27 protein-coding genes and 1 other RNA gene are annotated in these 24,970 nt (G+C 44.6%); 17 read left to right on the top strand and 11 right to left on the bottom strand.

The window, feature by feature from the left end:
• Window positions 1–72 precede the first annotated feature (72 nt).
• Window positions 73–1,149 (top strand): class II fructose-bisphosphate aldolase, encoded by a 1,077-nt coding sequence (gene fbaA, locus H9L11_RS04135; protein WP_005380996.1) that lies wholly within the window; start codon window positions 73–75, stop codon window positions 1,147–1,149.
• Window positions 1,150–1,572: 423 nt separating this feature from the next.
• Window positions 1,573–2,439, top strand: coding sequence for a small-conductance mechanosensitive channel MscS (gene mscS / locus H9L11_RS04130; RefSeq protein ID WP_005380995.1), 867 nt, complete (start codon window positions 1,573–1,575; stop codon window positions 2,437–2,439).
• Window positions 2,440–2,486: 47 nt separating this feature from the next.
• On the opposite strand, the gene H9L11_RS04125 is transcribed toward mscS, so the two are convergent.
• Together H9L11_RS04125 and H9L11_RS04120 are read right to left on the bottom strand one after the other, a co-directional pair.
• Window positions 2,487–2,969 carry a YbaK/EbsC family protein gene (locus H9L11_RS04125; protein ID WP_017633558.1) on the bottom strand — a complete coding sequence of 161 codons (483 nt, stop codon included), beginning with the start codon at window positions 2,967–2,969 and terminating at the stop codon, window positions 2,487–2,489.
• Between the two features lie 26 nt (window positions 2,970–2,995).
• The gene (locus tag H9L11_RS04120) at window positions 2,996–3,625 is read right to left on the bottom strand and encodes a LysE/ArgO family amino acid transporter (protein WP_171343180.1); all 630 of its coding nucleotides are present in this window, start codon (window positions 3,623–3,625) and stop codon (window positions 2,996–2,998) included.
• A gap of 147 nt (window positions 3,626–3,772) precedes the next feature.
• Between H9L11_RS04120 and H9L11_RS04115 the strand changes: the two genes are divergently transcribed.
• Together H9L11_RS04115 and H9L11_RS04110 are read left to right on the top strand one after the other, a co-directional pair.
• On the top strand, window positions 3,773–4,669 hold the full coding sequence (locus tag H9L11_RS04115) for a LysR family transcriptional regulator ArgP (protein WP_171343181.1): 897 nt from the start codon (window positions 3,773–3,775) through the stop codon (window positions 4,667–4,669).
• 207 nt (window positions 4,670–4,876) lie between these two features.
• On the top strand, window positions 4,877–5,569 hold the full coding sequence (locus H9L11_RS04110; protein WP_005384550.1) for an oxidative stress defense protein: 693 nt from the start codon (window positions 4,877–4,879) through the stop codon (window positions 5,567–5,569).
• Between the two features lie 71 nt (window positions 5,570–5,640).
• Here the strand turns inward: H9L11_RS04110 and serA are convergent, their stop codons facing one another.
• From serA to zapA, 5 genes are all read right to left on the bottom strand, one after another.
• A complete protein-coding gene (gene serA / locus H9L11_RS04105; RefSeq protein ID WP_017821632.1) occupies window positions 5,641–6,873 on the bottom strand; it encodes a phosphoglycerate dehydrogenase in 1,233 nt (410 codons plus the stop codon).
• A gap of 274 nt (window positions 6,874–7,147) precedes the next feature.
• Window positions 7,148–7,804 (bottom strand): ribose-5-phosphate isomerase RpiA, encoded by a 657-nt coding sequence (rpiA, locus tag H9L11_RS04100; protein WP_005380982.1) that lies wholly within the window; start codon window positions 7,802–7,804, stop codon window positions 7,148–7,150.
• Between the two features lie 53 nt (window positions 7,805–7,857).
• Window positions 7,858–8,457, bottom strand: a complete 600-nt coding sequence (locus H9L11_RS04095; protein ID WP_005384552.1) for a 5-formyltetrahydrofolate cyclo-ligase — start codon at window positions 8,455–8,457, stop codon at window positions 7,858–7,860.
• A 3-nt stretch (window positions 8,458–8,460) separates the two neighbouring features.
• A non-coding RNA gene (gene ssrS / locus H9L11_RS04090) (6S RNA) lies at window positions 8,461–8,645 on the bottom strand.
• An 8-nt stretch (window positions 8,646–8,653) separates the two neighbouring features.
• A complete protein-coding gene (gene zapA / locus H9L11_RS04085; RefSeq protein WP_005384553.1) occupies window positions 8,654–8,962 on the bottom strand; it encodes a cell division protein ZapA in 309 nt (102 codons plus the stop codon).
• A gap of 249 nt (window positions 8,963–9,211) precedes the next feature.
• On the opposite strand from zapA, the gene H9L11_RS04080 reads away from it, so the two are divergent.
• The 3 genes from H9L11_RS04080 to H9L11_RS04070 are packed head-to-tail and all read left to right on the top strand — an operon-like array spanning window position 9,212 to window position 12,232.
• The gene (locus tag H9L11_RS04080; protein WP_005380976.1) at window positions 9,212–9,790 is read left to right on the top strand and encodes a YecA family protein; all 579 of its coding nucleotides are present in this window, start codon (window positions 9,212–9,214) and stop codon (window positions 9,788–9,790) included.
• 23 nt (window positions 9,791–9,813) lie between these two features.
• Window positions 9,814–10,992: a 2-octaprenyl-6-methoxyphenyl hydroxylase gene (ubiH, locus tag H9L11_RS04075; RefSeq protein WP_017633555.1), complete on the top strand. Its 1,179-nt coding sequence runs from the start codon at window positions 9,814–9,816 to the stop codon at window positions 10,990–10,992.
• A 31-nt stretch (window positions 10,993–11,023) separates the two neighbouring features.
• Complete coding sequence (locus H9L11_RS04070) at window positions 11,024–12,232, top strand: FAD-dependent 2-octaprenylphenol hydroxylase (RefSeq protein WP_017633554.1); 1,209 nt, start codon at window positions 11,024–11,026, stop codon at window positions 12,230–12,232.
• A gap of 65 nt (window positions 12,233–12,297) precedes the next feature.
• Here H9L11_RS04070 and H9L11_RS04065 read toward each other — a convergent pair whose 3' ends face one another.
• The 3 genes from H9L11_RS04065 to ygfZ all read right to left on the bottom strand — a co-directional run bounded on the left by H9L11_RS04065 (window position 12,298) and on the right by ygfZ (window position 14,577).
• Complete coding sequence (locus H9L11_RS04065; protein WP_005380970.1) at window positions 12,298–12,504, bottom strand: DUF1107 domain-containing protein; 207 nt, start codon at window positions 12,502–12,504, stop codon at window positions 12,298–12,300.
• 638 nt (window positions 12,505–13,142) lie between these two features.
• Window positions 13,143–13,616, bottom strand: a complete 474-nt coding sequence (locus tag H9L11_RS04060; RefSeq protein ID WP_005384562.1) for a YbaK/EbsC family protein — start codon at window positions 13,614–13,616, stop codon at window positions 13,143–13,145.
• Window positions 13,609–14,577 carry a tRNA-modifying protein YgfZ gene (gene ygfZ, locus H9L11_RS04055; RefSeq protein ID WP_025768842.1) on the bottom strand — a complete coding sequence of 323 codons (969 nt, stop codon included), beginning with the start codon at window positions 14,575–14,577 and terminating at the stop codon, window positions 13,609–13,611. Before ygfZ ends, H9L11_RS04060 begins: the two co-directional genes overlap by 8 nt.
• A 189-nt stretch (window positions 14,578–14,766) precedes the next feature.
• Here ygfZ and H9L11_RS04050 point away from each other — a divergent pair, with 189 nt between their 5' ends.
• Both H9L11_RS04050 and H9L11_RS23515 read left to right on the top strand, forming a co-directional pair.
• On the top strand, window positions 14,767–15,027 hold the full coding sequence (locus tag H9L11_RS04050; RefSeq protein ID WP_005380951.1) for a succinate dehydrogenase assembly factor 2: 261 nt from the start codon (window positions 14,767–14,769) through the stop codon (window positions 15,025–15,027).
• The gene (locus H9L11_RS23515) at window positions 14,996–15,457 is read left to right on the top strand and encodes a protein YgfX (RefSeq protein ID WP_238939353.1); all 462 of its coding nucleotides are present in this window, start codon (window positions 14,996–14,998) and stop codon (window positions 15,455–15,457) included. The genes H9L11_RS04050 and H9L11_RS23515 overlap by 32 nt, the downstream gene beginning before the upstream one ends.
• A gap of 22 nt (window positions 15,458–15,479) precedes the next feature.
• Here H9L11_RS23515 and nadB read toward each other — a convergent pair whose 3' ends face one another.
• Window positions 15,480–17,093, bottom strand: a complete 1,614-nt coding sequence (gene nadB / locus H9L11_RS04040; RefSeq protein ID WP_005380947.1) for an L-aspartate oxidase — start codon at window positions 17,091–17,093, stop codon at window positions 15,480–15,482.
• A 553-nt stretch (window positions 17,094–17,646) separates the two neighbouring features.
• Between nadB and rpoE the strand changes: the two genes are divergently transcribed.
• From rpoE to era, 8 genes are all read left to right on the top strand, one after another.
• Entirely contained in the window at window positions 17,647–18,225 is a 579-nt protein-coding gene (gene rpoE, locus H9L11_RS04035) for an RNA polymerase sigma factor RpoE (protein ID WP_005380946.1), read from the top strand.
• Between the two features lie 26 nt (window positions 18,226–18,251).
• On the top strand, window positions 18,252–18,878 hold the full coding sequence (locus H9L11_RS04030) for a sigma-E factor negative regulatory protein (protein ID WP_005380944.1): 627 nt from the start codon (window positions 18,252–18,254) through the stop codon (window positions 18,876–18,878).
• The gene (gene rseB / locus H9L11_RS04025; protein ID WP_005380941.1) at window positions 18,875–19,834 is read left to right on the top strand and encodes a sigma-E factor regulatory protein RseB; all 960 of its coding nucleotides are present in this window, start codon (window positions 18,875–18,877) and stop codon (window positions 19,832–19,834) included. Before H9L11_RS04030 ends, rseB begins: the two co-directional genes overlap by 4 nt.
• 2 nt (window positions 19,835–19,836) lie before the next feature.
• A complete protein-coding gene (locus tag H9L11_RS04020) occupies window positions 19,837–20,307 on the top strand; it encodes a SoxR reducing system RseC family protein (RefSeq protein WP_205391001.1) in 471 nt (156 codons plus the stop codon).
• Between the two features lie 158 nt (window positions 20,308–20,465).
• A complete protein-coding gene (gene lepA, locus H9L11_RS04015; RefSeq protein WP_005380934.1) occupies window positions 20,466–22,259 on the top strand; it encodes a translation elongation factor 4 in 1,794 nt (597 codons plus the stop codon).
• Window positions 22,260–22,363: 104 nt separating this feature from the next.
• Window positions 22,364–23,263, top strand: a complete 900-nt coding sequence (gene lepB / locus H9L11_RS04010) for a signal peptidase I (RefSeq protein WP_005380933.1) — start codon at window positions 22,364–22,366, stop codon at window positions 23,261–23,263.
• Between the two features lie 21 nt (window positions 23,264–23,284).
• Entirely contained in the window at window positions 23,285–23,962 is a 678-nt protein-coding gene (gene rnc / locus H9L11_RS04005; protein WP_005380932.1) for a ribonuclease III, read from the top strand.
• Window positions 23,955–24,917, top strand: a complete 963-nt coding sequence (gene era / locus H9L11_RS04000) for a GTPase Era (protein WP_005380931.1) — start codon at window positions 23,955–23,957, stop codon at window positions 24,915–24,917. The genes rnc and era overlap by 8 nt, the downstream gene beginning before the upstream one ends.
• Window positions 24,918–24,970: the final 53 nt, after the last annotated feature.

The raw sequence follows: 24,970 nt of genomic DNA, 5'->3' as shown, positions 1-24,970 counted from the left end.
GTGAGCAAACGTTTGCAAGATTTTCAACTTAACAAGTTTTGTTTAAAACGACAGATAAATAGGATTACATCCATGTCTAAGATCTTCGACTTCGTAAAACCAGGTGTTATCTCTGGCGATGACGTTCAGAAAGTATTTGAAGTTGCAAAAGAAAACAGCTTTGCACTTCCAGCAGTAAACTGTGTGGGTACTGACTCTGTAAACGCAGTACTTGAAGCAGCTGCAAAAGTTAAAGCTCCAGTTATCGTTCAGTTCTCTAACGGTGGCGCTGCTTTCTTTGCTGGTAAAGGTCTAAAACTTGAAGGTCAAGAAGCTCAAATCCTAGGTGCTGTTGCTGGTGCGAAATACGTTCACGCTGTAGCTGAAGCTTACGGTGTTCCAGTAATCCTACACACTGACCACGCAGCTAAGAAACTACTTCCTTGGATCGACGGTCTACTAGACGCTGGTGAAGAGTACTTCGCGCAAACTGGTAAGCCACTATTCTCTTCTCACATGATCGACCTTTCTGAAGAGTCTCTAGAAGAGAACATCGAAATTTCTGCTAAGTACCTAGAGCGCATGGCTAAAATGAACATGACTCTAGAAATCGAATTAGGTTGTACTGGTGGTGAAGAAGACGGCGTTGACAACTCTGATATGGATGCGTCTGAGCTATACACTTCTCCAGAAGACGTTGCATACGCATACGAGAAACTAAGCGCAATCAGCCACCGTTTCACTATCGCAGCATCTTTCGGTAACGTACACGGCGTATACAAGCCAGGTAACGTTGTACTAACTCCAACTATCCTACGTGATTCTCAAGCGCACGTTTCTGAGAAATTCGGTCTTCCAGCGAACTCTCTAAACTTCGTATTCCACGGCGGTTCAGGTTCTTCTCTAGAAGAAATCCGTGAATCTATCGGCTACGGTGTAATCAAAATGAACATCGATACTGATACACAGTGGGCTACTTGGGATGGTATCCGTAAGTTCGAAGCTGAAAACCACGATTACCTACAAGGTCAGATCGGTAACCCAACGGGTGAAGATGCACCAAACAAGAAGTACTACGATCCACGCGTATGGCTACGTGCAGGCCAAGCTTCAATGGTTACTCGCCTAGAGCAAGCATTTGCTGACCTTAACGCAGTTGACGTACTATAATCGTTACTGATTAAGTTACTTAAAAACCCGCTCTTTGAGCGGGTTTTTTTATGTCTATCACTTTCTTCCCCGCTGCTTTCTCCCGATATTTTTATGCGTTAGGTTGTATTTGCTAGTGAGATATCTCACCTTTAACGTTTTTTTAAAGAAAACATGGGAATATCAGTCTTAAGAGTGGCGAAATCAGAGTGCATTGCGTAACCTGTAACAAGTCAGTGTCAGAAAGCTCTGATAAAGTCTTGTTTTGCATATCTTTGCGAAACTCTGACTTTGAAAAAAGTCAGAGTTGGGATATTGTGCCAAAAATCTGACACTGTTCAGTGGAGCAATAGGGATGTTGTTTTAGAAAAGAGCCTTTAAAAACAAGGTTCATAAATTAACGGCAATTGGATTTATATCTCTTTATTTTTGAGGATAAGAATTATGGCAGGTGAATCGGTGGGTATCGATACCACTTTAACGGATGGTCTAACTCAGGCTGAAACTTGGCTGACAAACAATTCAGATCTACTGGTTCAGTACGGTGTGAACATTATCTCTGCGCTGCTTATTCTGTTTATCGGTAATCTTATCGTTAAGGCAGTCGCTGGTAGTGTTTCTAAAGTACTAGAAAAGAAAAACATGGATAAGGCCGTCGTTGAATTTATTCACGGTCTTGTTCGTTACTTGCTATTTGTAATCGTGCTAATCGCGGCTCTTGGTCGATTAGGAGTTCAAACCGCTTCTGTTGTTGCTGTGATTGGTGCGGCAGGTCTTGCTGTTGGTCTTGCACTACAAGGTTCACTATCAAACTTTGCAGCAGGCGTACTTATTGTTGCGTTCCGTCCATTCAAATCAGGCGACTACGTAGAAATCGGTGGTGTAGCGGGTAGTGTTGAAGCAATTCAAATCTTCCAAACAGTTCTAAAAACACCAGACAACAAAATGGTTGTTGTGCCTAACTCTTCAGTTATCGGCGGTGCCATTACTAACTACTCTCGCCATGCGACACGACGTGTCGACCTAGTGATTGGTGTTTCATACAAAGCAGACCTTAAACTAACGAAGAAAGTGATTCGTGAGACGCTAGAGAAAGATCCACGTATCTTGAAAGACCCAGATATCACAATTGGTGTACTTACGTTAGCAGACTCTTCAGTTAACTTTGTGGTTCGTCCATGGGTGAAAACTGCAGATTACTGGGGCGTATACTTTGATGCAATGCAAGGTATTAAAGAAGCATTGGATGAAAATGGTATCGAGATTCCATTCCCACAAATGGATGTTCACCTGAACAAAGTCGACGCTTAATCAAAAGCAGTCGATATTCAAAAGCGAGGCCAATAGGCCTCGCTTTTTTATACTTCGTAAAGGGTGTGATGACCAGCAAGTAAGAGGCGTTTTAGATGTTTACCTGCAAATCCAAATGTGAATTCAGGTAAGCCAGGCGTATAGAGCAACTCTTGATGTTGATAGAGATTGGTATCAACAATGATAGTGATGTATTCCGGTAAGCCTATTGGGCAAACCGCGCCGGGTACGCAACCCAACACTTCGACCATTTCATCGTCATTACAAATAGAGGGACGTTTACCTGTAATCGCTTTAATCTGCTTGGCATCGAGGCGCGAGTCCTTATCTGTCAGATAAACCGCGTAACCTTGTCCTTTGAGTGTTAAAAAGAGGCTTTTGGTATGCGTACCCGTCCAACCAAGCTCTCTCGCAATGCGTATATCTGTCTCAAAGTCTAAGATGGCTTCGTGCTGCCATTCCCGAAAAGGAATAGAGAGCGCGTTGAATCGCTCTCTATTGTTGTTATAAATACGTTTTAGTGACTCCATGTCTTTGCTGCCTTACTACCTTATGATTACCAATACTTATCAATAAGCTCACTCGCTAAGATATACGCTATTGTGAACATCATCATTGCGATTGCAATGTCGATGGTTTTTTTCACTTTTGGTTTAGAGAGTGTTGGACCTAGTTTGGCTGCTCCTATCGATAAAGTGTAGAACCAAACAAAGGAAGCCAGAATCGTACCTAGTGCAAAAGCAATGCGATCATGGCCTTCAAATTGTCCACCGATCGAACCTAGAATAACGACTGTATCTAAATATAAGTGCGGATTAAGCACAGTGACAGCTAGCGCACCTAGAATAACCGTTCGACGACCTCGAGCTACAATCTCCCCTTTTGATTCCGATTCACTCTCTGGCTTAAAAGCACTTTTTAGCGAGAGCAGTCCATAGAAGCTCAAGAAAGCAATACCACCAAGTGTCACCGACATCAGTAAGATTTCATTTTGAGACAGAATTGCACCACCACCAAAGATACCTAGAGAGATGAAAATCATATCTAGCACGCTACAAATAGTGGCGGTTGTTAGGTGGTGATTACGCTTTATGCCTTGATTCAAAACATACGCATTTTGCGCGCCGATCGGAATGATCATTGATGCTCCTAAACCAAAACCTTGCAATAGAACCCACAAGCTCACACTTCACCTCACTTCAAAATAACAAATACATTTACAGAAAAGGGAAAGATAAAGCGTTTATCTAAATAAGTATAATTAATGATTTTAATCTTACATTAGATAGACTAATTTAACGGGAGGCGTTTGATCAGGAGTGAGAGGAAAGGTATGCGAGGGTTAGATTACAAATGGATTGAGGCATTAGATGCTATAGTTTATCAGGGTAGCTTTGAGCGTGCTGCCGAGCATTTATTTGTTTCTCAATCCGCCATTTCTCAACGTATCAAGCAGTTAGAGAAGTTTCTCGCGCAGCCTGTTTTAATTCGAAGCCAGCCACCTAAGCCAACGCTAATTGGTAAAAAATTGTTGGGTCTTTATCGGCGAGTACGCTTGCTAGAGCATGAAATTCTCCCCGAACTAAAAAATGATACCAGTACGCGACCTGTGCAACTCTCTTTAGCGACTAATGCAGATAGCCTTGCAACATGGCTACTGCCAGCGCTGCAAAATGTTATGAAGCAGCGTCAAGTTGAACTAAAACTGACTATCTATGGTGAATACCGCTCTATTGAAAAACTCAAAAGTGGCGAAGTGACAGGAGCGATCAGCTTGGAGTCCCAGCCAATCCCCGGATGCAGCTCAGACTATTTAGGTCGCATCGATTATGTTTGTGTCGCGAGCCCAGAGTTCTATCAGCGTTATTTTTCTAAAGGCGTAAATAATCAGACATTGGCAAAAGCACCGGCCGTTTCATATGACCAATATGATGATCTACATAAAACATTTCTTACCGAGCACTTTAACGTCAATCCTGACAGCGTTATTCATCACAACATCAGTAGTTCTGAAGCGTTTCTAAAAGTGGCGTTAGCTGGTGTAGCTTATTGCTTGATCCCCCGCTTGCAAATTACCGACGAATTAGACAGAGGTGTGTTGGTTGATGTGACTCCAGGTTTTTTAATGTCCCATCGGATTTATTGGCACCACTGGCAGTTAGAAACTGGGGTACTACAAGAAATCTCACATGCGATAGTGGGGTATGCGCAGCAGCATCTACCTCAATAAGTTTGTCAGAGCTGCATATCGTTAACTTAGTGTGTTTTGTTTAAAAATTACGCCAATGTTACATAGTCAAAGTTGTGTTAGAAGTCACTATGGGTGCTTGGATAATCGGCGGAAGTTTCTATTATGAAACCACACGCTTTCTCAGCCATGATAGTGATGTTGGAATCTGAGATTAAGTACTTAATTTTGTATGGATGGATTTATTGAATGAAATTGTATTCATTTTTGCTGGCTTCAGCACTCAGCCTTACCAGTGCTTCAGTTTTGGCGAATACGCCAGAGTTTGCTCATGTTACGACAACGGGGTATGGCGAAGTGACGGCTACACCTGATATGGCTACGTTTTCTGTAAAAGTAGTCGATACGACAATGACGGCTGAACAAGCGAAATTGTCCGTAGATAAAACCGTTGAAGAGTTTCTAAAAAGCTTGTCGGATGCCGGCTTGTCAAAAGACAATATTACTAGCTCGAATTTATACCTTGCTCCTCAGTACCACTACCCTAAATCAGGAAAAGCAGAACTTGTTGGGTATCGAGCATCTCGCAGTATTGATGTCACGGTGACGGATCTGAAAAACCTTAACCAATACCTAGATATGGCGTTAGAAGCGGGAATTAATCAGGTTGATAATATTCAACTTAAGGTAAGCAACCAAGCCGAGTATCAGCAAAAGGCACGAATGGCGGCGATTAAGGACGCAAGAGAAAAAGCAGGGTCATTAGCGACTGGTTTTGAGAAAAAGTTGGGCGATGTATGGCAGATCAATTACAGACAGATGCACGTTCAGCCTGTGTTAATGCGTTCAATGGCGATGGATAGTAAAGAAGGAGCGAATAGCTACCAAGATTCAACTATGATCATTCGCGATCAAGTCGATGTCATTTATAAGCTAAAGTAAGGCTTAGCAAACAGTAAAAAGCAAAAGGCAGGGAGTCATAACCCCTGCCTTTGTCGTTTCTGTTTCACTGTTTAGTGAAGGATACGAGCACGGATTGTGCCTTCAATGTTTTTGAGCTTTGTTAGAGCTTCTTCTGCTCGTTCAGTTTCAACGTCGATCACTACGTAGCCTATTTCAGCGGCTGTTTGTAGGTACTGCGCGGCAATGTTAATGCCTTCTTCAGCAAAGATGGTGTTGATCTGAGTTAGAATACCAGGACGGTTCTTGTGGATATGAAGCAGACGAGAGCACTCTCCACTGTGTTCTGGCAATGACACTTCAGGGAAGTTTACGCTTGAAAGTGTCGAGCCGTTATCAGAGTACTTAGCCAGTTTGCCCGCCACTTCTAAGCCGATATTCTCTTGTGCTTCTTGCGTTGAACCACCAACGTGTGGAGTGAGAATGACGTTATCGAATTTTTGTAAAGGAGACTCGAACGGGTCAGCATTTGTTTTTGGTTCAGTTGGGAATACATCAATTGCAGCGCCGGCAAGGTGACCAGCTTCTAAGCTATGGCAAAGTGCAGGAATATCCACAACGGTGCCACGTGCCGCGTTGATAAAGATGGAACCTGGTTTCATTCGAGCAAATTCAGCTTCACCCATCATGTTTTTCGTTTCCGGTGTTTCGGGAACGTGCAAAGAAATCACATCACATTTGTTCAATAGTTCACTCATGGTATGTACTTGCGTCGCATTACCAAGGGACAGTTTGTTCTCAATATCGTAGTAGTAAACGCGCATACCTAAGTTTTCGGCAATAATACCAAGCTGCGTACCAATGTGACCGTATCCGATAATGCCAAGGCACTTACCACGAGCTTCGTAAGAGTTGTCTGCACTTTTCTTCCAAATACCGCGATGTGCAAGTGCATTCTTTTCAGGAATACCACGCACTAGTAAAAGGATTTGCCCAAGTACAAGCTCTGCCACGCTTCGAGTGTTAGAGAATGGTGCATTAAAGACAGGAATACCGCGTTTTGCTGCTGCATCTAGGTTTACTTGGTTAGTACCAATACAAAAACAGCCAATTGCAACCAGCTTGTTCGCCGCATTGATTACCTCTTCGGATAGGTTCGTACGGGAGCGGATACCAATGAAGTGCACGTCTTTTACCGCTTCAATTAGTTCTTCTTCCGGAAGGGAACCTTTATGGTATTCAATGTTGGTATAACCAGCTGCTTGAAGAACTTCAACTGAAGAAGGGTGGAGTCCCTCTAACAAGAGGATCTTAATCTTTTCTTTTTCCAGTGAAACTTTGGCCATTTTTTCTCGTCCTTAAAATGGAAAGGTGGGCTAATGTGGCGCACATTGGACAAAACTATTAAAAAGGGGATAATTAACAGTTTTGTAGGAAGACAAACGTTTCCCTGTGCGTCTTCTGTTCAATAAAGTAACAAAAAAAAATTGCTTTGGGTAAGAAAATTACGGAATAAGAGATAATTTTCTTATAGAAAGGAATAAAAAACGGTGCCTTGCAGCACCGTATGTAATGAAATAACAGAAAAGTGAACCAGATAGGTTCATTTTGGGCTGTTATTTATTCTTCAATTTTTGCACCTTCTGGTGTGCCGGTGATCACTACGTCTGCACCACGATGAGCGAAAAGACCCACAGTCACCACACCAGCGATGCCGTTTATTTTGTCTTCCATTTCTTTCGGGTTGGTAATTTGCATATTGTGCACATCCAGAATCACGTTGCCGTTGTCAGTCACAACACCTTCACGGTAAGCTGGGTCACCACCTAGTTTTACCAATTCACGAGCCACGTAAGAGCGTGCCATTGGGATTACTTCAACAGGCAATGGGAACTGGCCAAGTACGTCAACTGCTTTAGTGCCGTCAACGATACATACGAACTTATCAGAGATTGCTGCGACAATTTTCTCACGAGTCAGAGCCGCGCCGCCGCCTTTGATCATTTCACGTGCTGGGTTGATCTCATCTGCGCCATCAACATACACATCCAGCTTCATTACATCGTTACACTCGTATACTTCAATACCAAGCTCTTTAAGGCGCTCAGTTGAAGCGACAGAGCTAGACACTGCACCTTTAATATCATCTTTGATAGTGCCTAGTGCATCGATGAAGTGATTCACGGTAGAGCCAGTACCAACACCGACAATGCTGCCTTTCTCAACATATTTTAGTGCTGCCCAACCAGCCGCTTTTTTCATTTCATCTTGAGTCATGCCAATCTCCTGAATAGATGTTCGTTAACGTTTGCGGGCGTGATTATAGCGGCTTACTTGTCACTTTCCCATTGCCATATTTGGCTTGGGGTCACGATCTTAGGTAATGGAATATCCCAGCTTTCAATTGGTAAGCGTTCTACATGTTGGCAGTCATGAGCGATACCAACAGGTTTAGCTCCCTCTCCAGTTATAAACCAACGTGATAGAGTACGATCGTAGTACCCTCCGCCCATGCCTAAGCGGTGTCCGATACTGTCGAACCCAACTAAAGGCGTGCAGATTAAATCAAGCTGGCGAACGGGTTTGAGGTGTCTGATATCGAGCTTGGGCTCTAAGATGCCGTACTTGTTGTAGACGAGCTGTTCATCACTTATATACTGAAGAAACAGTAACTGACCTTTAGAAAAGGGATGGATGACGGGCAGATAAACCGATTTTCCCTGTTGCCATAACCATTCAATGAGCGGTTTAGTATCAAGCTCACCGTCTGCAGAAAGGTAGATGGCAATATGTTGCGCCTGATCGATTTCAGGAAGTTGGGAAAATTGAGTAATAAGGTCGATTCCCGCTTGGTATTGCGTATCACTGCACAGAGCGTTGCGCTTTTCACGAATCAGTTTGCGGAAGTCTTGTCGAGAGAGGTCTGACATAGAGAATACCCCAGGGTGCCGTTGAGGATTGTGGCCCTTGAACCAGCTGGTTCAAGGCGGATCAGCAATGACAACCGTAGGCTTCTCGGTGCATGCCGAGCTTGCTCAATAGTTACCAAATACTAACCCTTAGGTATTGCTTATCGGCTCAGGGACTTAAATCCTGCTGACGCACACCCCAGGGTAAATTTTGTATTTACTGCTGTCCTTGCGTAACTTTGCTTAGTGCGTTCTCTAAAGACGCGGTGAGCTTTTCCATTCGCTCAGTAATTTCTTGCTGTTGACCATTGGATTCGTATGACTTGGTGTGCAACTCATAGCAAATATTCAATGCAGCAAAGGTCAGCAGTTGGATTTCATTGGTTACCTTAGTACGTTCGCTCATTTCTTTCAATCGGCGATCCAGATCTTTTGCCGCTGCAACAAGAGACTCTTCTTGTCCTGTCGGACAATTCACACGTGTAAGTTTGCCTAATATTTCAACGTCGATCGCTTGATTGCTCATGATGAATAAACTCTATATTCGCGCTATCTAAGGTGTTGCTTCATACAACTACCGAGGAGCAAACTATAGGAAAACCGCTATTAAGATTCAAGCATTTCCCATCACAGAAAGAGAAATGATGACGAGATCACACAGGAATTGGGCAAATTGAACAAATGCTGTCCAAAATTGAATTTGATAGCCGTTTCAGACCACTAACCTTGATGGTAGGATATACCAATACATTATTACGCAAGAATGAGCCAAGTTATGAGTGAAATCACCCTTCCTGAATACCAATCTATTGCTGCTGAACTGCAATCGGCAAGCCTGGCTGTGACACCGGCGGAGTTACATGGCTTATTTGTTGGCATGTTAAGTGGTGGATTGGCGATCAATGATCAAACTTGGCAGCCGATTCTTTTTGACTACACCAATGATGGGATGGGGTGGCCCTCGACAGCACTCACTTTTGCTCAGAGCATATTCAACGTTACTGTTAATGAGCTTACTGGCACATCAATGGAGCTGTCTTTACTATTGCCAGATGAGCCGGGCGAAGAAGGCTTATTCGCATTAGCCGACAGTGTGTCCGACTTTGTAAACCACTTTATTTCTGGGTTAGGTCTAGCAGGCGTTGCGCTTAATAAAGCATCTGATGACGCTAAAGAAGCACTGGCTGACCTAGAAGAGATTGCCAAATTAGGCATCGATGAAGATGACGATCTTGGTGAACAAGCGCAATTGCTAGAGCAAGTGATTGAGCACATCAAAGCTTGCGTACTAACGATTCATGCTGAATTTGGTGTTCGTCCTGAAAGCAGCGACAAAAAACCTACTATTCACTAATCGTAGACCGTCCAGAGGTTAGTATGAAGCAATATGATGTAGTCATTGCTGGTGGTGCCATGGCTGGTGCAACGTTAGCATTGGCGATTGACCATTTGTCTCAGGGAAAGCTCCGCATTGCCGTCGTTGAGCCTTTTAAAGCACAATCAGATATGCACCCTGGTTTTGACTCTCGCTCAATCGCATTGTCTTACGGTACTGTCAATCTGTTGCGTCAACTACAGCTCTGGACGTCAGTAGAACCGTTTGTCACACCCATTGAACATATCCACGTTTCTGACCGTTCTCATGCTGGGATGACGGAGATTACCAAGCAAGAGGTTGGGGTTGAAGCTCTAGGGTATGTTGTAGAATTAGCCGATGTTGGGCGTGTATATCAAGAATTATTAGACAGCAGCGAATCAATTACGCTGTTTTGTCCTGACTCCGTTACCGATATCGAGCGCGAGCAAAACTGTACCCATGTGACGTTGAAAAGTGGTGAGCAACTTGAAGCAAAACTGCTGGTGGCTGCAGATGGTGCTGTTTCGACCTGTTGTCAGAAAATTGGTCTAGAACTTTCTGAGCAAGATTTTGAACAAGTGGCTGTCATTGCCAATATTGTGACTCAAGAACCTCATCAAGGTAGAGCCTTTGAACGTTTTACTGAAAATGGCCCTGTTGCTTTATTGCCAATGAGTGACAATCGAATGTCCTTAGTTTGGTGTTTGCACCCTGAAGAAGCCCAAGCCGTTCTTGAGTTATCTGATCAAGCATTTCTCCAGCATTTACAGAACGATTTTGGTTGGCGTTTAGGCGCGATGAAAAAAGTGGGGCGTCGTGCAAGTTACCCATTGCTTCTTCGCCATCGAAAGCAAAATATTTCACATCGCTTTGCGATTGTTGGAAATGCGGCGCAAACGCTGCACCCGATAGCTGGACAAGGCTTTAATCTCGGTATTCGCGATGTAGTCTCACTAGCAGAAGAAATTGTGCACCAAAGTGAGGATGTGGGTCTTTATCAAGGCCTGATGCGCTTTAGTCAACGTAGAGAAGCAGATCGAAGCGAAACTATTTGGCTAACCAGTGCCTTGGTGCATGTTTTTTCAAATGATTTACCCGCGATGCGAATTGGCCGAAATACTGCCTTAGCAGCGATGGATAACCTTTCTATTTTTAAGCAGCCGCTACTACGCCATACACTTGGCTTGGTAAAACGATGAACGGCCGCACTGAATTAGGTAATAAAAAGCAATGATGCAAAGTGTAGATATCGCCATCATCGGCGGAGGGATGGTTGGGTTGGCACTTGCTGCCGCGTTCAAAGACAGTGATCTGCGTGTCGCCGTTATTGAAGGTAAAGTGCCAGATGATTCGTTGAAAGAATTGCCCGATGTTCGTGTGTCTGCGCTGAGCCGCTCTAGTGAGACGATTTTGCGTAAACTTGGTGCTTGGCAGGGCATAGAACAGCGCCGAGCTTCACCTTACCATGGCATGGAAGTATGGGAACAAGATAGCTTTGCCAGTATTGAATTTAATGCACAAAGTATGGCACAACCTGATTTAGGGCACATTGTTGAGAATCGTGTGATTCAACTTGCGCTGCTTGAACAAGTCCAAAAGCTCGATAACGTCACTATGTTTATGCCTGCACGTTGCGCGACTCTCGCGGTCGGTGAGCAAGAAAGCTGGCTGACGCTCGATAATGGCCAAGCCATGACCGCTAAATTAGTGGTCGGAGCCGATGGGGCGAATTCGTGGCTTCGCCATCAAATGGATATTCCATTAACGCATTGGGACTATGGTCATCATGCTTTGGTCGCGAATGTCAAAACTGCTATGCCACACAACAGCATTGCGCGCCAGATATTTACTCCTCACGGACCGTTGGCATTTTTGCCAATGTCGCAACCAAATATGTGCTCTATTGTTTGGTCCACGGAGCCAAATCGAGCAGAGCAGTTAGTGGCGATGAGTGAACATGATTTCAATAAAGCGTTGACGAGTGAGTTTGATGCTCGACTTGGTCTATGTGAAGTAGTGGGAGAGCGTGCTGCGTTTCCTTTGAAAATGCGCTATGCGCGAGATTTTGTCGTCGAGCGAGTCGCGCTGGTTGGTGATGCGGCCCATACCATTCACCCATTAGCGGGGCAGGGTGTGAATTTGGGTTTATTAGATGCGGCCAGTCTTGCTCAAGAGGTGTTAGCACTTTGGAAGCAGGGACAAGATATCGGTAGTAAACGCAACCTAAGAAGCTACGAGCGTTGGCGAAAAGCGGAAGCGGCAAAGATGATCGCTACTATGCAAGGGTTTCGAGATTTGTTCTCTGGCGAGAACCCAGCTAAGAAGCTCGTTCGTGGCATTGGCTTAAGTTTAGCGGGGCAACTGCCGGGAGCGAAAGATGAGATCATGAAGCGCGCGCTTGGTTTAAAGGGACACTTGCCGGATCTGGCGCGTCAGTAAGTGCAAAGCGAACTTCAAATACACAAAAGGCTGGTTAATCCAGCCTTTGTTTTATCAACATTTTGCTAAGCATATGCGCATCGGAGTTTCATTATTTCTTGATTGATCTCTTTGACCGCTCGGAAATGGCGTTGCTCTGCTTTCTCCGGCAGTATTAACTTACCGTTATCAAACTCGAATCTACCGACCCCGTAAATATAAATTCTTCCTTTAAAAAGACGACTTATATGTTTAGCAATCATACTTGGTGTATAGCGCTTAAACAGTCTCATATTTACTTTCCTTTTATCTAACCTAGCCTAGGTATTCTACGTTCTGGACGCGAAAATTATTGTGACAGCAATAGTATTAAATACAGATGTAGGGTGTTGCGTCAGAGAATTGTGTTGTCTTAGACAATTTGACAGTGTCATCTCTTAAATAGCGTGAGGATTACCCCAAAAATAACCTCTCTAAAGGAACCCTTACCCAATACACTCCTTTTTACGTGACGCATTAAGCAATAGTTTTGTTACAGAATTAAGAATAGAACGAAAACGGTTGTTTGCTAGTTGTTTCTATTAAGGTCGTGCTTCGCGTAACACACTTTACGTTCTAACGATTAGAGGAAATGAAAGAGAAAAAGTTCCACGTAAAAAAAAGCCCGCTTCAGCGGGCGAATAGTCACAGATGCATTACACAAAAGTGGATAACTAACTGCATGAATGCTGTCACTCAGCTAGCTGACTCACTTTATATTGGTTAAGTGCTTGTTTGAAACTTAACCAACAAATTCAGCATATACGAGTTTTATCTTTGTGACTATTTATGTTTTATATGTGATTAAAAATTCTCATGTCTATTTTTGTAGATATGAGCGAGATCACGCAGTGATAGAAACACTACGTGTCATTACATTGTTTTTAGACGATTAACGACAGATCTCAGCTACGGTCGGCTGACACAATTGGATAAGATCTTGGATAGAAAGCGCCAGTCCAGCCATGCGATCGCCACTGCTGATCGTGACTTCCTGTTCTTCTAGTAAGCTAGGGTCGAACACGATTGGCATATGACGTTTTAGTAGCAGAGGAGTGACAGTACCAATTTTGTAACCAGTGATGGACTCAACATCGGCTTGATCAACACAAGTCATCCGGCGACATTTCAGTAACGAGCGCACTTTTTTGGGATCAACGCTACGATCACCTGGCGCACAGGCGAGTGCATATTGATTACCCATGTCTCGTAGCAAGATTGCTTTCACCATTTGAGAGGGGCGAATGCCGCGTTGGTGCGCGGCATCCTCAATGGTGGTTGCTGGTCTTTGATGCGGTAACAGACGAAACGGAATGTGTTGGTCTGTGAGAAATTGCATCAAAGGAGTATTGATTGTATTACTCATCATCAAGACTGTAAGGCAGTGATTCGATTGTCCATTCACATTCTGGTTGCGCAACCAAACGAAGACGAGTGTCCTCATCGAGATTATTAGGCAGCACGATCAGGCCAATCGCGTGATTGTCACTGAACTGGTAGTGATTTAATAAAGCACCTACTGAACGCCAGTTTTCACCTACGCTGCGTTCGAGCTCAATTGGTTCGTCACTGAATGGAGCAGAAGTTGCACCTTTTACGATATACATCGCACGTTTATTGGTACCGCGATACTTCGCTCGTGCTACCGTTTCTTGTCCCGTGTAGCAGCCCTTTGTGAAGCTTATGCCTCCTAAAGCTTGCACGTTAAGTGCTTGTGGAATGTGAGCATTCTGCGCGGATGCAGAGACAAATGGTAAACCTGCCTCAATATCGAAACGATTCCAAAGCTCATTTGTCGTAAAGACAGCGTCGGTAGTTTCAACGATTTGCTGTGCTTCTGGCGCACTTAATATCAGTAACCAGCGATCTTGTGCAACTTGCACTGCTGTGCCACCGTCAACTGGGCGAACGCTGCCAGTTGTCTTGCTCATTGTTGAAATGAATTCGTCGGCTTTGACGCCAGCAACACCTAAGATAACGTCATCAGAAGCTTCAATCGTTACTTTAGAGAAAATGGCGTATTTCTTTATTTCACTAAGTTCTACGTCAATCGCCGATTTTGGTTGGATCATGCCGTAGCCATCATGATGATGGAAAAGCCGGAACACGCTCCACACTTTGCCTTTTGCATCACAATGTGCGCCCAGTGTTGATTGGTCTTGTTCTAAAGAAACAACATCGCAGGTAACCTGACCTTGTAAGTATGATTTTTTATCATCACCGATCATGGTGATCATGCCGAAGTTATCCAGCAGTGAGATAGATAACTCTGGAAGTGCGTCTTGAGTTGAGAGAGGTAATGCTGAAAAACGAGTTTGCCATTCCATAATTACAATGCCTTTTGAAGATATTTTTCCGCTATGTTATACCCAAATAACCTTGAGATACTAGGGGAGCGATTTACGAATCAACATTTGTCTGCTTTCACTATCGTATTGTGACCCGCACACTAGTGACGTAGCACATCCCTTGTTACACTCCGCACTAACAACAAGACATCTATGAAGGAATAGTGAATGTACACTCCGGAAGAAAAAGCGCGTATTAAATGGGCTTGTCGTCGAGGCATGCTTGAGCTTGACGTAGTAATTATGCCGTTTTTTGAAGAGTGCTTTGATACTCTGAGTGAACAAGAGCAGCGTGACTTTGTTTCTTTACTTGAATGCGATGATCCTGATCTGTTTACTTGGGTAATGGGGCATGGCCGTAGCGAAAATTTAGGTCATGCAGCAATGGTTGATAAAATTGTCGCCCATAACCTCAGCAAAGTTCGTTAATTTTACTGCTTCTCCCTCTCTGACTGCCCGAGTCTTCAATGTTGTACTTTTCTTATTGATGACTTGGGCTGTTATCTTCTCTAGCATTCCGCTCGTATTATCGACTTATTTGTTATTACTGATTGTTAAGGCTCTCTCAAGCCAAGGCCTTGTTCAACCTACAAGTCATGGGCATTGGTATGTGCACTGCGATGGCTCGGTTAGGTTTGATGCCCTTGAGTATGGCGAATACTCGGAAGATATTGAGTCCGAAAAGGGTCATTTACAGCGAGTCGATACATCGGCATCACCATTCAAGATAACATTCCAATTGCAATCTGGCCGTAGTGTTACGATTTGGCGTGATAGCTGTGACGATGAGCAGTATCGTCAACTATCTTTGGTATTACGCCAATGGGAAATGAAACAGGGAGCTAATGCTCCCTGCTGATGTAATAGTTTACTTGGTAGAGTTAAAGCTGTTTAGCTGGAACCAAAATCGTTGGTCCGCTGTTTTCCAGTTGGTTCGGATAATCAAGCGTGTAGTGCAAACCTCGACTCTCTTTACGCTGCATCGCACAACGAACCATCAACTCTGCTACTTGTAAAAGGTTACGCAGTTCTAATAAGTTGTTCGACACTCGAAAATTGCTGTAGTACTCGTGCGTTTCTTGTTGCAACAGTTGGATACGGCGTAAGGCGCGCTCTAAACGCTTGTCAGTTCGCACAATGCCCATGTAGTCCCACATAAACAGACGAAGCTCGTGCCAGTTGTGCTGAATGATCACTTCTTCATCACTATTGGTTACTTTGCTTTCATCCCAACATGGCACCTGTGAAGGTAGCTCAACGTTAGTGTGATGTTTTAGAATATCTTTTGCCGCAGACCAAGCATAAACCACGCATTCGAGAAGTGAGTTTGATGCCATGCGGTTAGCACCATGCAGCCCGGTGTAGCTAACTTCACCAATCGCATACAAATTTTTCAGATCGGTGCAGCCATTTCTATCCACCATGACACCGCCACAAGTGTAGTGTGCAGCAGGTACGATTGGGATTGGCTCTTTAGTCATGTCAATGCCCAAGTCCATCAAACGTGAATAAATGGTTGGGAAGTGTTTCGTAATAAAGTCAGCAGGCTTATGGCTGATGTCGAGATACATACAGTCGGCACCTAAACGCTTCATTTCGAAGTCGATAGCACGAGCCACGACGTCACGCGGAGCAAGCTCTTTACGTTCATCGAAATCTGGCATAAAGCGAGAACCATCTGGACGACGCAGGTAAGCACCTTCGCCACGTAACGCTTCAGTTAGCAAGAAGTTACGTGCTTCTGGGTGATATAAACACGTCGGATGGAACTGGTTAAATTCCATATTAGCCACACGACACCCTGCACGCCAAGCAATCGCAATACCATCACCAGACGACACATCTGGGTTAGAGGTGTATTGATAAACCTTTGAAGCACCACCTGTAGCGAGAACCACAAATTTGGCTCGCACGGTTTCGACATGCTCTTCGTTGCGGTTCCAAATATAAGCACCGATAACTTTGTTTTTATCACCGCCAATTTTGTCTTCGGTGATTAAGTCCAGAGCATTGTGACGTTCGAGAACATGAATGTTTGGATGGTTATGAGCGTTATCTTGCAGGGAGGTTTGCATCGCCATACCTGTCGCATCTGCCGCGTGAAGAATACGACGACGGCTATGACCACCTTCACGAGTTAAGTGGTAGCGAGGTTCATCGTCAGAGTCATCTTCTTCACGATCAAATGGGACACCACCGTCAATCAACCACTGTACACACTCTTTTGAATGCTCAGCAATGAACCTTACGGTCTCCTCATCGCAAATACCATCCCCGGCGATTTGCGTGTCTTCAACGTGTGAATCAATGGTGTCTGACTCATCAAATACGGCAGCGATACCGCCTTGAGCATAGTAGGTCGCCCCTTCGCTGCGTGGTCCTTTACTCAGCACCATCACCTTACAGTGGTTAGCAACGCGCAAAGCCAACGACAAACCTGCCGCGCCACTCCCTACCACTAATACATCACACTCATGTTCACGATTTGTGTTCATATAACTTTTATAATCCCAAGCTAAGGTAACAAAGTTACCTTGTGTATTATTTGCACACCATGTGCATTCCATTATCGCGACATCTGTCGCTAAGGGCTAAGTTGGGAGACCTATCGACGTCCGTGTTACTGCGGTGACTGAGCCACTCTTCTTTTTCATGCAGAGCATGAGCATGCTTCCTAAGTTATAATTTGTAACGCGGTGTTCAGATAGCCATTAGCCATGCAAATGAAAAGTAATAGTTTGTCAATGCCATTGCTTTTCCATGCTCGACCCAGCACAATCTGGGACAGAGATCATTCATTATACCCATTTCCCTCCAAGATGCTCGCTTGTCAAACTTAGACTAAAGTCAGGCAGCGGTGGTCATTTGGGTACAGACATCACACTGTGAAAAACAATGACAAAAAACTTGAGAAACCATGGAACTTTCTCATTCACGTTAGGGTCACAATAGTGCTCAAGTAAGCAGTGGTGTCAATACTACGTTTTGCATAATTAGTACCCATATCTGAGAAGAGTAGGGGCATAACAAATAGGAGTATCCGCTCGAATGAACGAGCAGCTGACCGATCAAGTATTGATTGAGCGAGTTCAGAATGGCGATAAGCAAGCATTCAACCTGTTGGTAACAAAGTACCAGAATAAGGTATGTAATCTTATTTCCAGATACGTTAGTAATCCTGGCGATGTACCAGATGTAGCACAAGAAGCGTTTATTAAAGCTTACCGAGCTATCCCTAGCTTTCGTGGGGAAAGTGCGTTTTATACGTGGCTGTATCGCATTGCAGTGAATACTGCGAAAAATCACATTGTTGCTCAAGGGCGTAGACCTCCAGCGACAGATGTCGATGCTGAAGATGCTGAATTTTACGAAACAGGTAGTGCACTTAAAGAAATATCGAACCCTGAGAACTTAACGTTGTCCAAAGAATTGCAACGGGTGGTGTTCAGTGCAATCGAAGCTTTACCTGAAGATTTAAAAACCGCAATGACATTACGAGAGCTCGATGGCTTGAGTTATGAAGAAATTGCAGAAGTGATGGATTGCCCGGTAGGAACGGTACGATCGCGTATCTTCCGTGCTCGTGAGGCGGTGGAAAAGAAAATCAGACCTCTTTTGCAACGCTAGTACAAGTAATAACTATGGTGAAAATAATGGCTGACAAAGAAAAACTTTCAGCTCTCATGGATGGAGAATTGGTCGATAAGGCTTTAATTCAAGAGTTAGAGCAAGACCAAGAGAGCCGTGATGCTTGGCAGAACTATCACCTGATTGGTGATGTGATGCGAGGCGAAGCGCCAGCAAAACCTGAGTGGAATATTGCTGAAAGCGTGGCGTTAGCGTTAGAAGATGAACCTGCACACCGTGCGTTTGATTCGCACAGTGCAAATGTTATCTCAATTGCGGATACGCCAAAAGAGTCGCAACCAGAACCGCAAAAAGCAAAACGTCAATTGCCAGGTTGGTTGACGCAGTTTGGTCAAGTTGCTGTTGCTGCATGTGTATCGCTTGTTGTTATTTTAGGTGTACAGCAGTACGGTGGTAGCGATTCAATGTCGCCGCAAACAGATCAATTACCTGTATTGCAGACGGTTCCGTTTGCTGGCAGCGCAGAACCAGTGAGTTTGACTCGTGAGTCTGTAGAACGTTCTGTAGGCGAGGCAAATATGCAAGAGCAGCGCAAGCGTGTTCATGCTATGCTGCGAGACTACGAATTGCAGTTACGAATTAACAGTGATGCATCTCAACAAGATGCAAATCTGAATCCGGATATTGAATGAAAAAATTTCTGATCAGCGCTTGCGCTCTGTTCAGTATGATGTCTTCTCAAGCCTTTGCTGGTGATAAGCCAGCGGAGGCTTTATTGCATCAAATGAGCGAGGCGAGTAAGAATTTAAGTTACGAACTCTCTTATATCCTTATCAAAAAGAACAGCATTGAGCCGTTGCTGTATCGTCATGCCACGCATGGTGACGATCAATATGCTCATCTTGTCTACTTAAGTGGCCCCGTGCGTGAAGTGATTCGTCGCGGAACTGAAGTAAGTTACATCGAAACGGGTTTAGAACCGTTCACCATCGAGTCAGGTAAAATGGTCGCTCCGACTATGCCTATGCTCAACACCAATATCGATGAGCTAAACTTGTATTACGACTATGTAAAAGTGGGTAGAGCTCGTGAAGCTGGTGTTGCAACACAAGTGCTGCGTATTGTTCCTAAAGACGGTCTGCGTTATTCATACGTACTATGGATCGATGAGAAGAGTAAATTGCCGTTACGTGCCGACCTTGTGGACCGCGATGGTGAGATGCTTGAACAATATCGCACTATTTCTTACACGGTAAACCCAAAAATCGCAGAGTTAATGAGTGGCCTGCAAGATGTTCAATTACCTGCTGTTCTCACCATGCCAAAAGGCGATATTGGGACCAGTAATTGGCAGGTTGGTTGGATCCCTGAGGGTTTCGAGCCGAACGAGCTCAACCGCTATCGAATGGCCGTTACTAATCAAATGGTGGAGAGCCAGCTGTATTCTGATGGTCTGTTTAGCTTCTCTGTTTACGTAGCAAACAAAGATGAGCATTCGTTAAAAGGGCAGTTGGTTCGCCAAGGCAGAAGAACGCTACACAGTTTTGTGAGCGGTCAACATGAAATCTCTGTTGTAGGAGACATTCCACCGACCACAGCACAGCGTATAGCCCAATCTGTCACATTTAATGTAACAAAGAGTAAATAACAATGATGACCGCGTTGGCTACCGTGACAGACGTGCATCGTCGCGGCAAGCAATTCGAAATTGATTTAAGTTGCGAACAGCAGACCAGTTGCAGTAGTTGCTCTTCACAGAAAAGCTGTGGAACGGGCGTTGTTACTAAAGCTATTGGTAACAAGAGTTTATCTTGGCACCTGCGCACGGATAAATCGGTGAAAATAGGTCAAGTCGTCGAGATTGGTTTTCCTGAGTCGAGCCTAATAAAATCAGCAATGGCGGTTTATTTACTGCCATTGTTTGGTTTGATTATCGGTGCGATGTTTGGTCACTTCCTATTAGCGCCGCTGACAGCCGGCGGGGAAGGCATCATCATATTGGCATCGGTATTGTTTGCCGCTGGTGGAATGTGGATCGCAAAATGTGTTTCTCGTCCGTTAGAAGATGAATCCAAGCGCCAAGTTACCCTCGTTCGGGTACTTGGAGAGCCAATCCAGTAAGTGCTGTCCCCCTCCACTAAAGGTTATTTGGGTATGTACTTTAAATTACGTGCGCCCGTTAACGAAATTCGGTAGAATCTGCCAACTTGATTGAAATGCCGTCAGTAGATGGCGTTTCTTACTGTCCCTATTTGTAAAGAGTTAGTCACCCTAAATCTATGAAGCACATTCGTAACTTTTCGATTATCGCCCACATCGACCATGGTAAGTCGACCCTATCAGACCGTCTAATCCAAGTTTGTGGCGGGTTAACCGATCGTGAAATGGCCGCACAGGTTCTGGATTCTATGGATCTTGAACGTGAGCGTGGCATCACCATCAAATCTCAGAGTGTGACGCTAAACTACACCGCTAAAGACGGTGAGACGTATCAGCTGAACTTCATCGATACTCCGGGGCACGTTGACTTTGCATATGAAGTATCACGCTCTCTAGCGGCTTGTGAAGGTGCGCTATTGGTTGTGGATGCGGGTCAAGGTGTTGAAGCTCAAACACTGGCTAACTGTTACACCGCGATCGAAATGGATCTAGAGGTTGTGCCAATCTTGAACAAGATTGACCTACCAGCAGCCGATCCTGAGCGTGTAGCGGAAGAAATTGAAGAAATCGTTGGTATCGATGCAATGGAAGCAACCCGCTGTTCTGCGAAGACAGGCATTGGTGTTGATGACGTTCTAGAGAACATTGTGTCAGCGATTCCAGCACCGGAAGGTGATCCAGATGCGCCACTACAAGCGCTGATCATAGACTCATGGTTTGATAACTACCTTGGCGTTGTTTCTCTAGTGCGTATTAAAAACGGCGAACTGAAGAAGAACGATAAGATCAAAGTGATGAGTACGGGCCAAGTTTGGGGTGTAGACCGCCTTGGTATCTTTACGCCAAAACAAGTAGATACCGATACCCTTCGTACTGGTGAAGTAGGTTGGGTTGTTTGTGGTATCAAAGACATTCTTGGTGCCCCTGTTGGTGATACGCTGACTCTAGCGAAGAATGGTTGTGATAAACCGCTACCTGGCTTTAAGAAAGTTAAACCTCAGGTTTACGCAGGTCTGTTCCCTGTATCTTCCGACGATTACGAAAACTTCCGTGACGCACTAGGCAAACTAAGCCTTAACGACGCATCGCTATTCTACGAGCCAGAAAACTCTGCGGCACTTGGCTTTGGTTTCCGTTGTGGTTTCCTTGGCATGTTGCACATGGAAATCATCCAAGAGCGTCTAGAGCGTGAATACGACTTGGATCTTATTACCACAGCACCAACGGTAGTTTACGAAGTTGAGAAGACAGATGGCGATCTGCTGTATGTTGATAGCCCAGCAAAACTACCAGCGATCAATGACATTGAAGAAATTCGTGAACCGATTGCACGTTGTAATATCCTTGTGCCTTCAGAGTACCTAGGTAACGTAATCACTCTGTGTGTTGAAAAGCGAGGCAGTCAAGTTGATATGGTTTACCACGGTAACCAAGTCGCTGTGACTTACGATATTCCAATGGCTGAAGTGGTACTGGATTTCTTCGATCGTCTGAAATCAACATCACGCGGTTACGCATCTTTGGATTACAACTTCCAGCGTTTTGAAGCTTCGAACATGGTACGTGTAGACGTTCTTCTTAACGGTGACACTGTTGATGCATTGGCGATGATCACACACAAAGATCAGTCTCAGACTCGCGGTCGTCAGTTGGTAGAGAAGATGAAAGAATTCATCCCTCGCCAAATGTTTGATATCGCAATCCAAGCGGCAATTGGTAACCACATTATCGCTCGTTCAACGGTAAAACAGTTGCGTAAGAACGTTATTGCGAAATGTTACGGCGGTGACGTAAGTCGTAAGAAGAAACTTCTGAAGAAACAGAAAGAAGGTAAGAAACGCATGAAGCAGATCGGTAACGTTGAGCTGCCTCAAGAAGCGTTCCTAGCCATCCTTCACGTAGGTAAAGACTAAAGTTGAACTTTGTCTCACACTTGTCGGTCTTAAGACGTTAGATATTAAAATAAGTGAAAGGGTTTCGGCTCTTTCACTTTCGTATTTTTAGATAAGGGAATTTAATGGCGAATACATTCTCACTGATGTTGGTTATTGCGACTTTGGTAACTGGCGTGGTTTGGCTATTGGAAAAGCTGGTTTTCGCGAAAAAGCGTCAGGAAAAACTGGCTGAGATTCAAGCTCAGACGTCTAATGGTTTGGATGCAGTGACCTTGCAAAAAGTTGAGCGTCAGCCTTGGTGGGTTGAAAATAGCGTCTCTATTTTCCCTGTGATCGCGTTCGTTTTAGTATTACGTTCTTTTATCTACGAACCATTTCAAATCCCATCAGGCTCAATGATGCCTACCTTGCTGGTTGGCGATTTCATTTTAGTTGAGAAGTACGCGTACGGTCTAAAAGACCCAGTATGGCGTACTCAGCTAGTGGAAACTGGTAAGCCTGAGCGTGGTGATATCGTGGTCTTCAAATACCCACCACAACCAAGTGTGGACTACATTAAGCGTGTAGTTGGTTTACCTGGTGATATCGTGCGTTATTCAAGTGATAAGCAGCTTTGCGTGCAAAGCCAAGGCGAATCGGCATGTAAGCCAGTTAAACTGAGCAATGTTGAAGAAAGTCAGTTTAGCTCGAACGGTATTCCAATGATCCAACTGGATGAGAAATTGGGTAACGTTGAGCACAATATTTTGGTTAACCCTCTTGTGCGTAACCGCGTGGAGCAATATTTCCCACGCAGCGGCACGACAGAGTGGGTTGTACCACAAGGTCAGTATTTTGTGATGGGTGATAACCGTGACAACAGTGCTGACAGCCGTTACTGGGGCTTTGTTCCAGAAGCAAACTTAGTCGGTAAAGCTGTCGCGATCTGGATCAGCTTCGAGTTTGATCGTGGCGCAGATAGTGTTCTACCTTCATGGATTCCAACTGGTGTGCGTTTTAACCGCATCGGTGGCATTCACTAACCATTCAAATATCGAGAGAGTATGAATTCTCCAATTGATAAACTAGAGAGAAAGCTCGGCTACCAGTTTCAAGATGCCGGGCTTATCAATTTGGCGCTGACGCACCGCAGCGCCAACAGTAAGCACAATGAACGTCTTGAGTTTCTGGGCGATTCAATTTTAAGTTTTGTCATCGCTGATGATCTGTACCATCGTTTCCCAAAAGTGAACGAAGGTGACATGAGCCGCATGCGTGCTACTTTGGTTCGCGGACATACATTGGCGGAACTGGGTCGTGAATTCGATCTAGGAGATTATTTAAAATTAGGTCCAGGTGAATTGAAGAGTGGCGGTTTTCGCCGAGACTCTATTTTAGCCGATGCGGTTGAAGCCATTATTGGCGCAATTTACCTAGACAGTGATCTTGAAGTTGTGCGAGGCATTGTACTGAGTTGGTATCAGTCACGCCTTGAAGCCATTAAACCAGGCGTTTCACAGAAAGATCCGAAAACTCGCCTACAAGAGTTCCTACAAGGCAGAAGAAAACCGCTGCCTGTCTACACAGTGACTAATATTAAAGGTGAAGCGCACAACCAAGAGTTCACGGTTGAGTGCGAAGTAGCAGGTGTGGATAAGCCTGTAATCGGTAAAGGCACCAGCCGCCGCAAGGCAGAACAAGCGGCTGCTGAAACAGCACTTGAGCAATTAACAAATGGCTGATAACGAATTCGATATCGATGCGTTTTTCGCATCACAAGGTGAGCCAAGCTCGCCAGAAAACCAACACTGTGGCTTTATTGCTATTGTTGGTCGTCCAAACGTAGGTAAGTCGACACTTTTGAACAAGATTTTGGGTCAGAAGATTTCGATCACCTCTCGTAAGCCGCAAACGACACGCCACCGTATTATGGGTGTGGATACGGACGGCGATTACCAAGCGATTTACGTCGACACGCCTGGACTTCACATTGAAGAAAAGCGTGCGATCAACCGTTTGATGAACCGTGCAGCTAACTCGTCATTGAGTGATGTAAACCTTGTGTTCTTCTTAGTCGATGGTACGCATTGGACTAAAGACGATGAGATGGTGCTGACCAAACTTCAAAAATCGAACTTCCCAGTTGTGCTTTGTGTAAACAAAGTCGACAACGTACAAGATCGTAACGACGTGATGCTACACATGGCGGAGATGTCGAAGAAGATGGACTTCGTGGATGTTGTGCCAATCTCTGCCAAGCAAGGTAAGAACATTGACGTACTGCGTAAGCACGTGCGTAATCACTTACCTAAAGCAACGCATCACTTCCCAGAAGAATACGTGACTGACCGTTCTCAGCGTTTTATGGCGTCTGAGATTGTGCGTGAAAAGCTGATGCGCTTTACTGGTGAAGAGCTGCCATACTCAGTAACGGTTGAAATTGAACGTTTTGATTACAACCCCGAAACCGACGGTTTCCACATCAATGCCTTGATTCTTGTTGAGCGTAATGGTCAGAAGAAAATGGTGATTGGCAAAGGCGGCGAGAAGATTAAAACCATTGGTCGCGAAGCGCGTTTGGATATGGAAGAATTGTTCGGTCGTAAAGTTTACCTAGAAACCTGGGTAAAAGTGAAATCTGGCTGGGCAGACGACGAACGAGCGTTGCGTTCGTTGGGTTATATAGACGATTTATAATCTTGGCTGCGAAGGTGCTTCGCTCCAACATCGATGAAAAATCAGTATCGATT

This window comes from Vibrio sp. sp1 (genome assembly GCF_016920955.1).
Lineage (GTDB): Bacteria > Pseudomonadota > Gammaproteobacteria > Enterobacterales > Vibrionaceae > Vibrio > Vibrio alginolyticus.
This window is presented reverse-complemented; position numbering and strand designations above follow the sequence as displayed.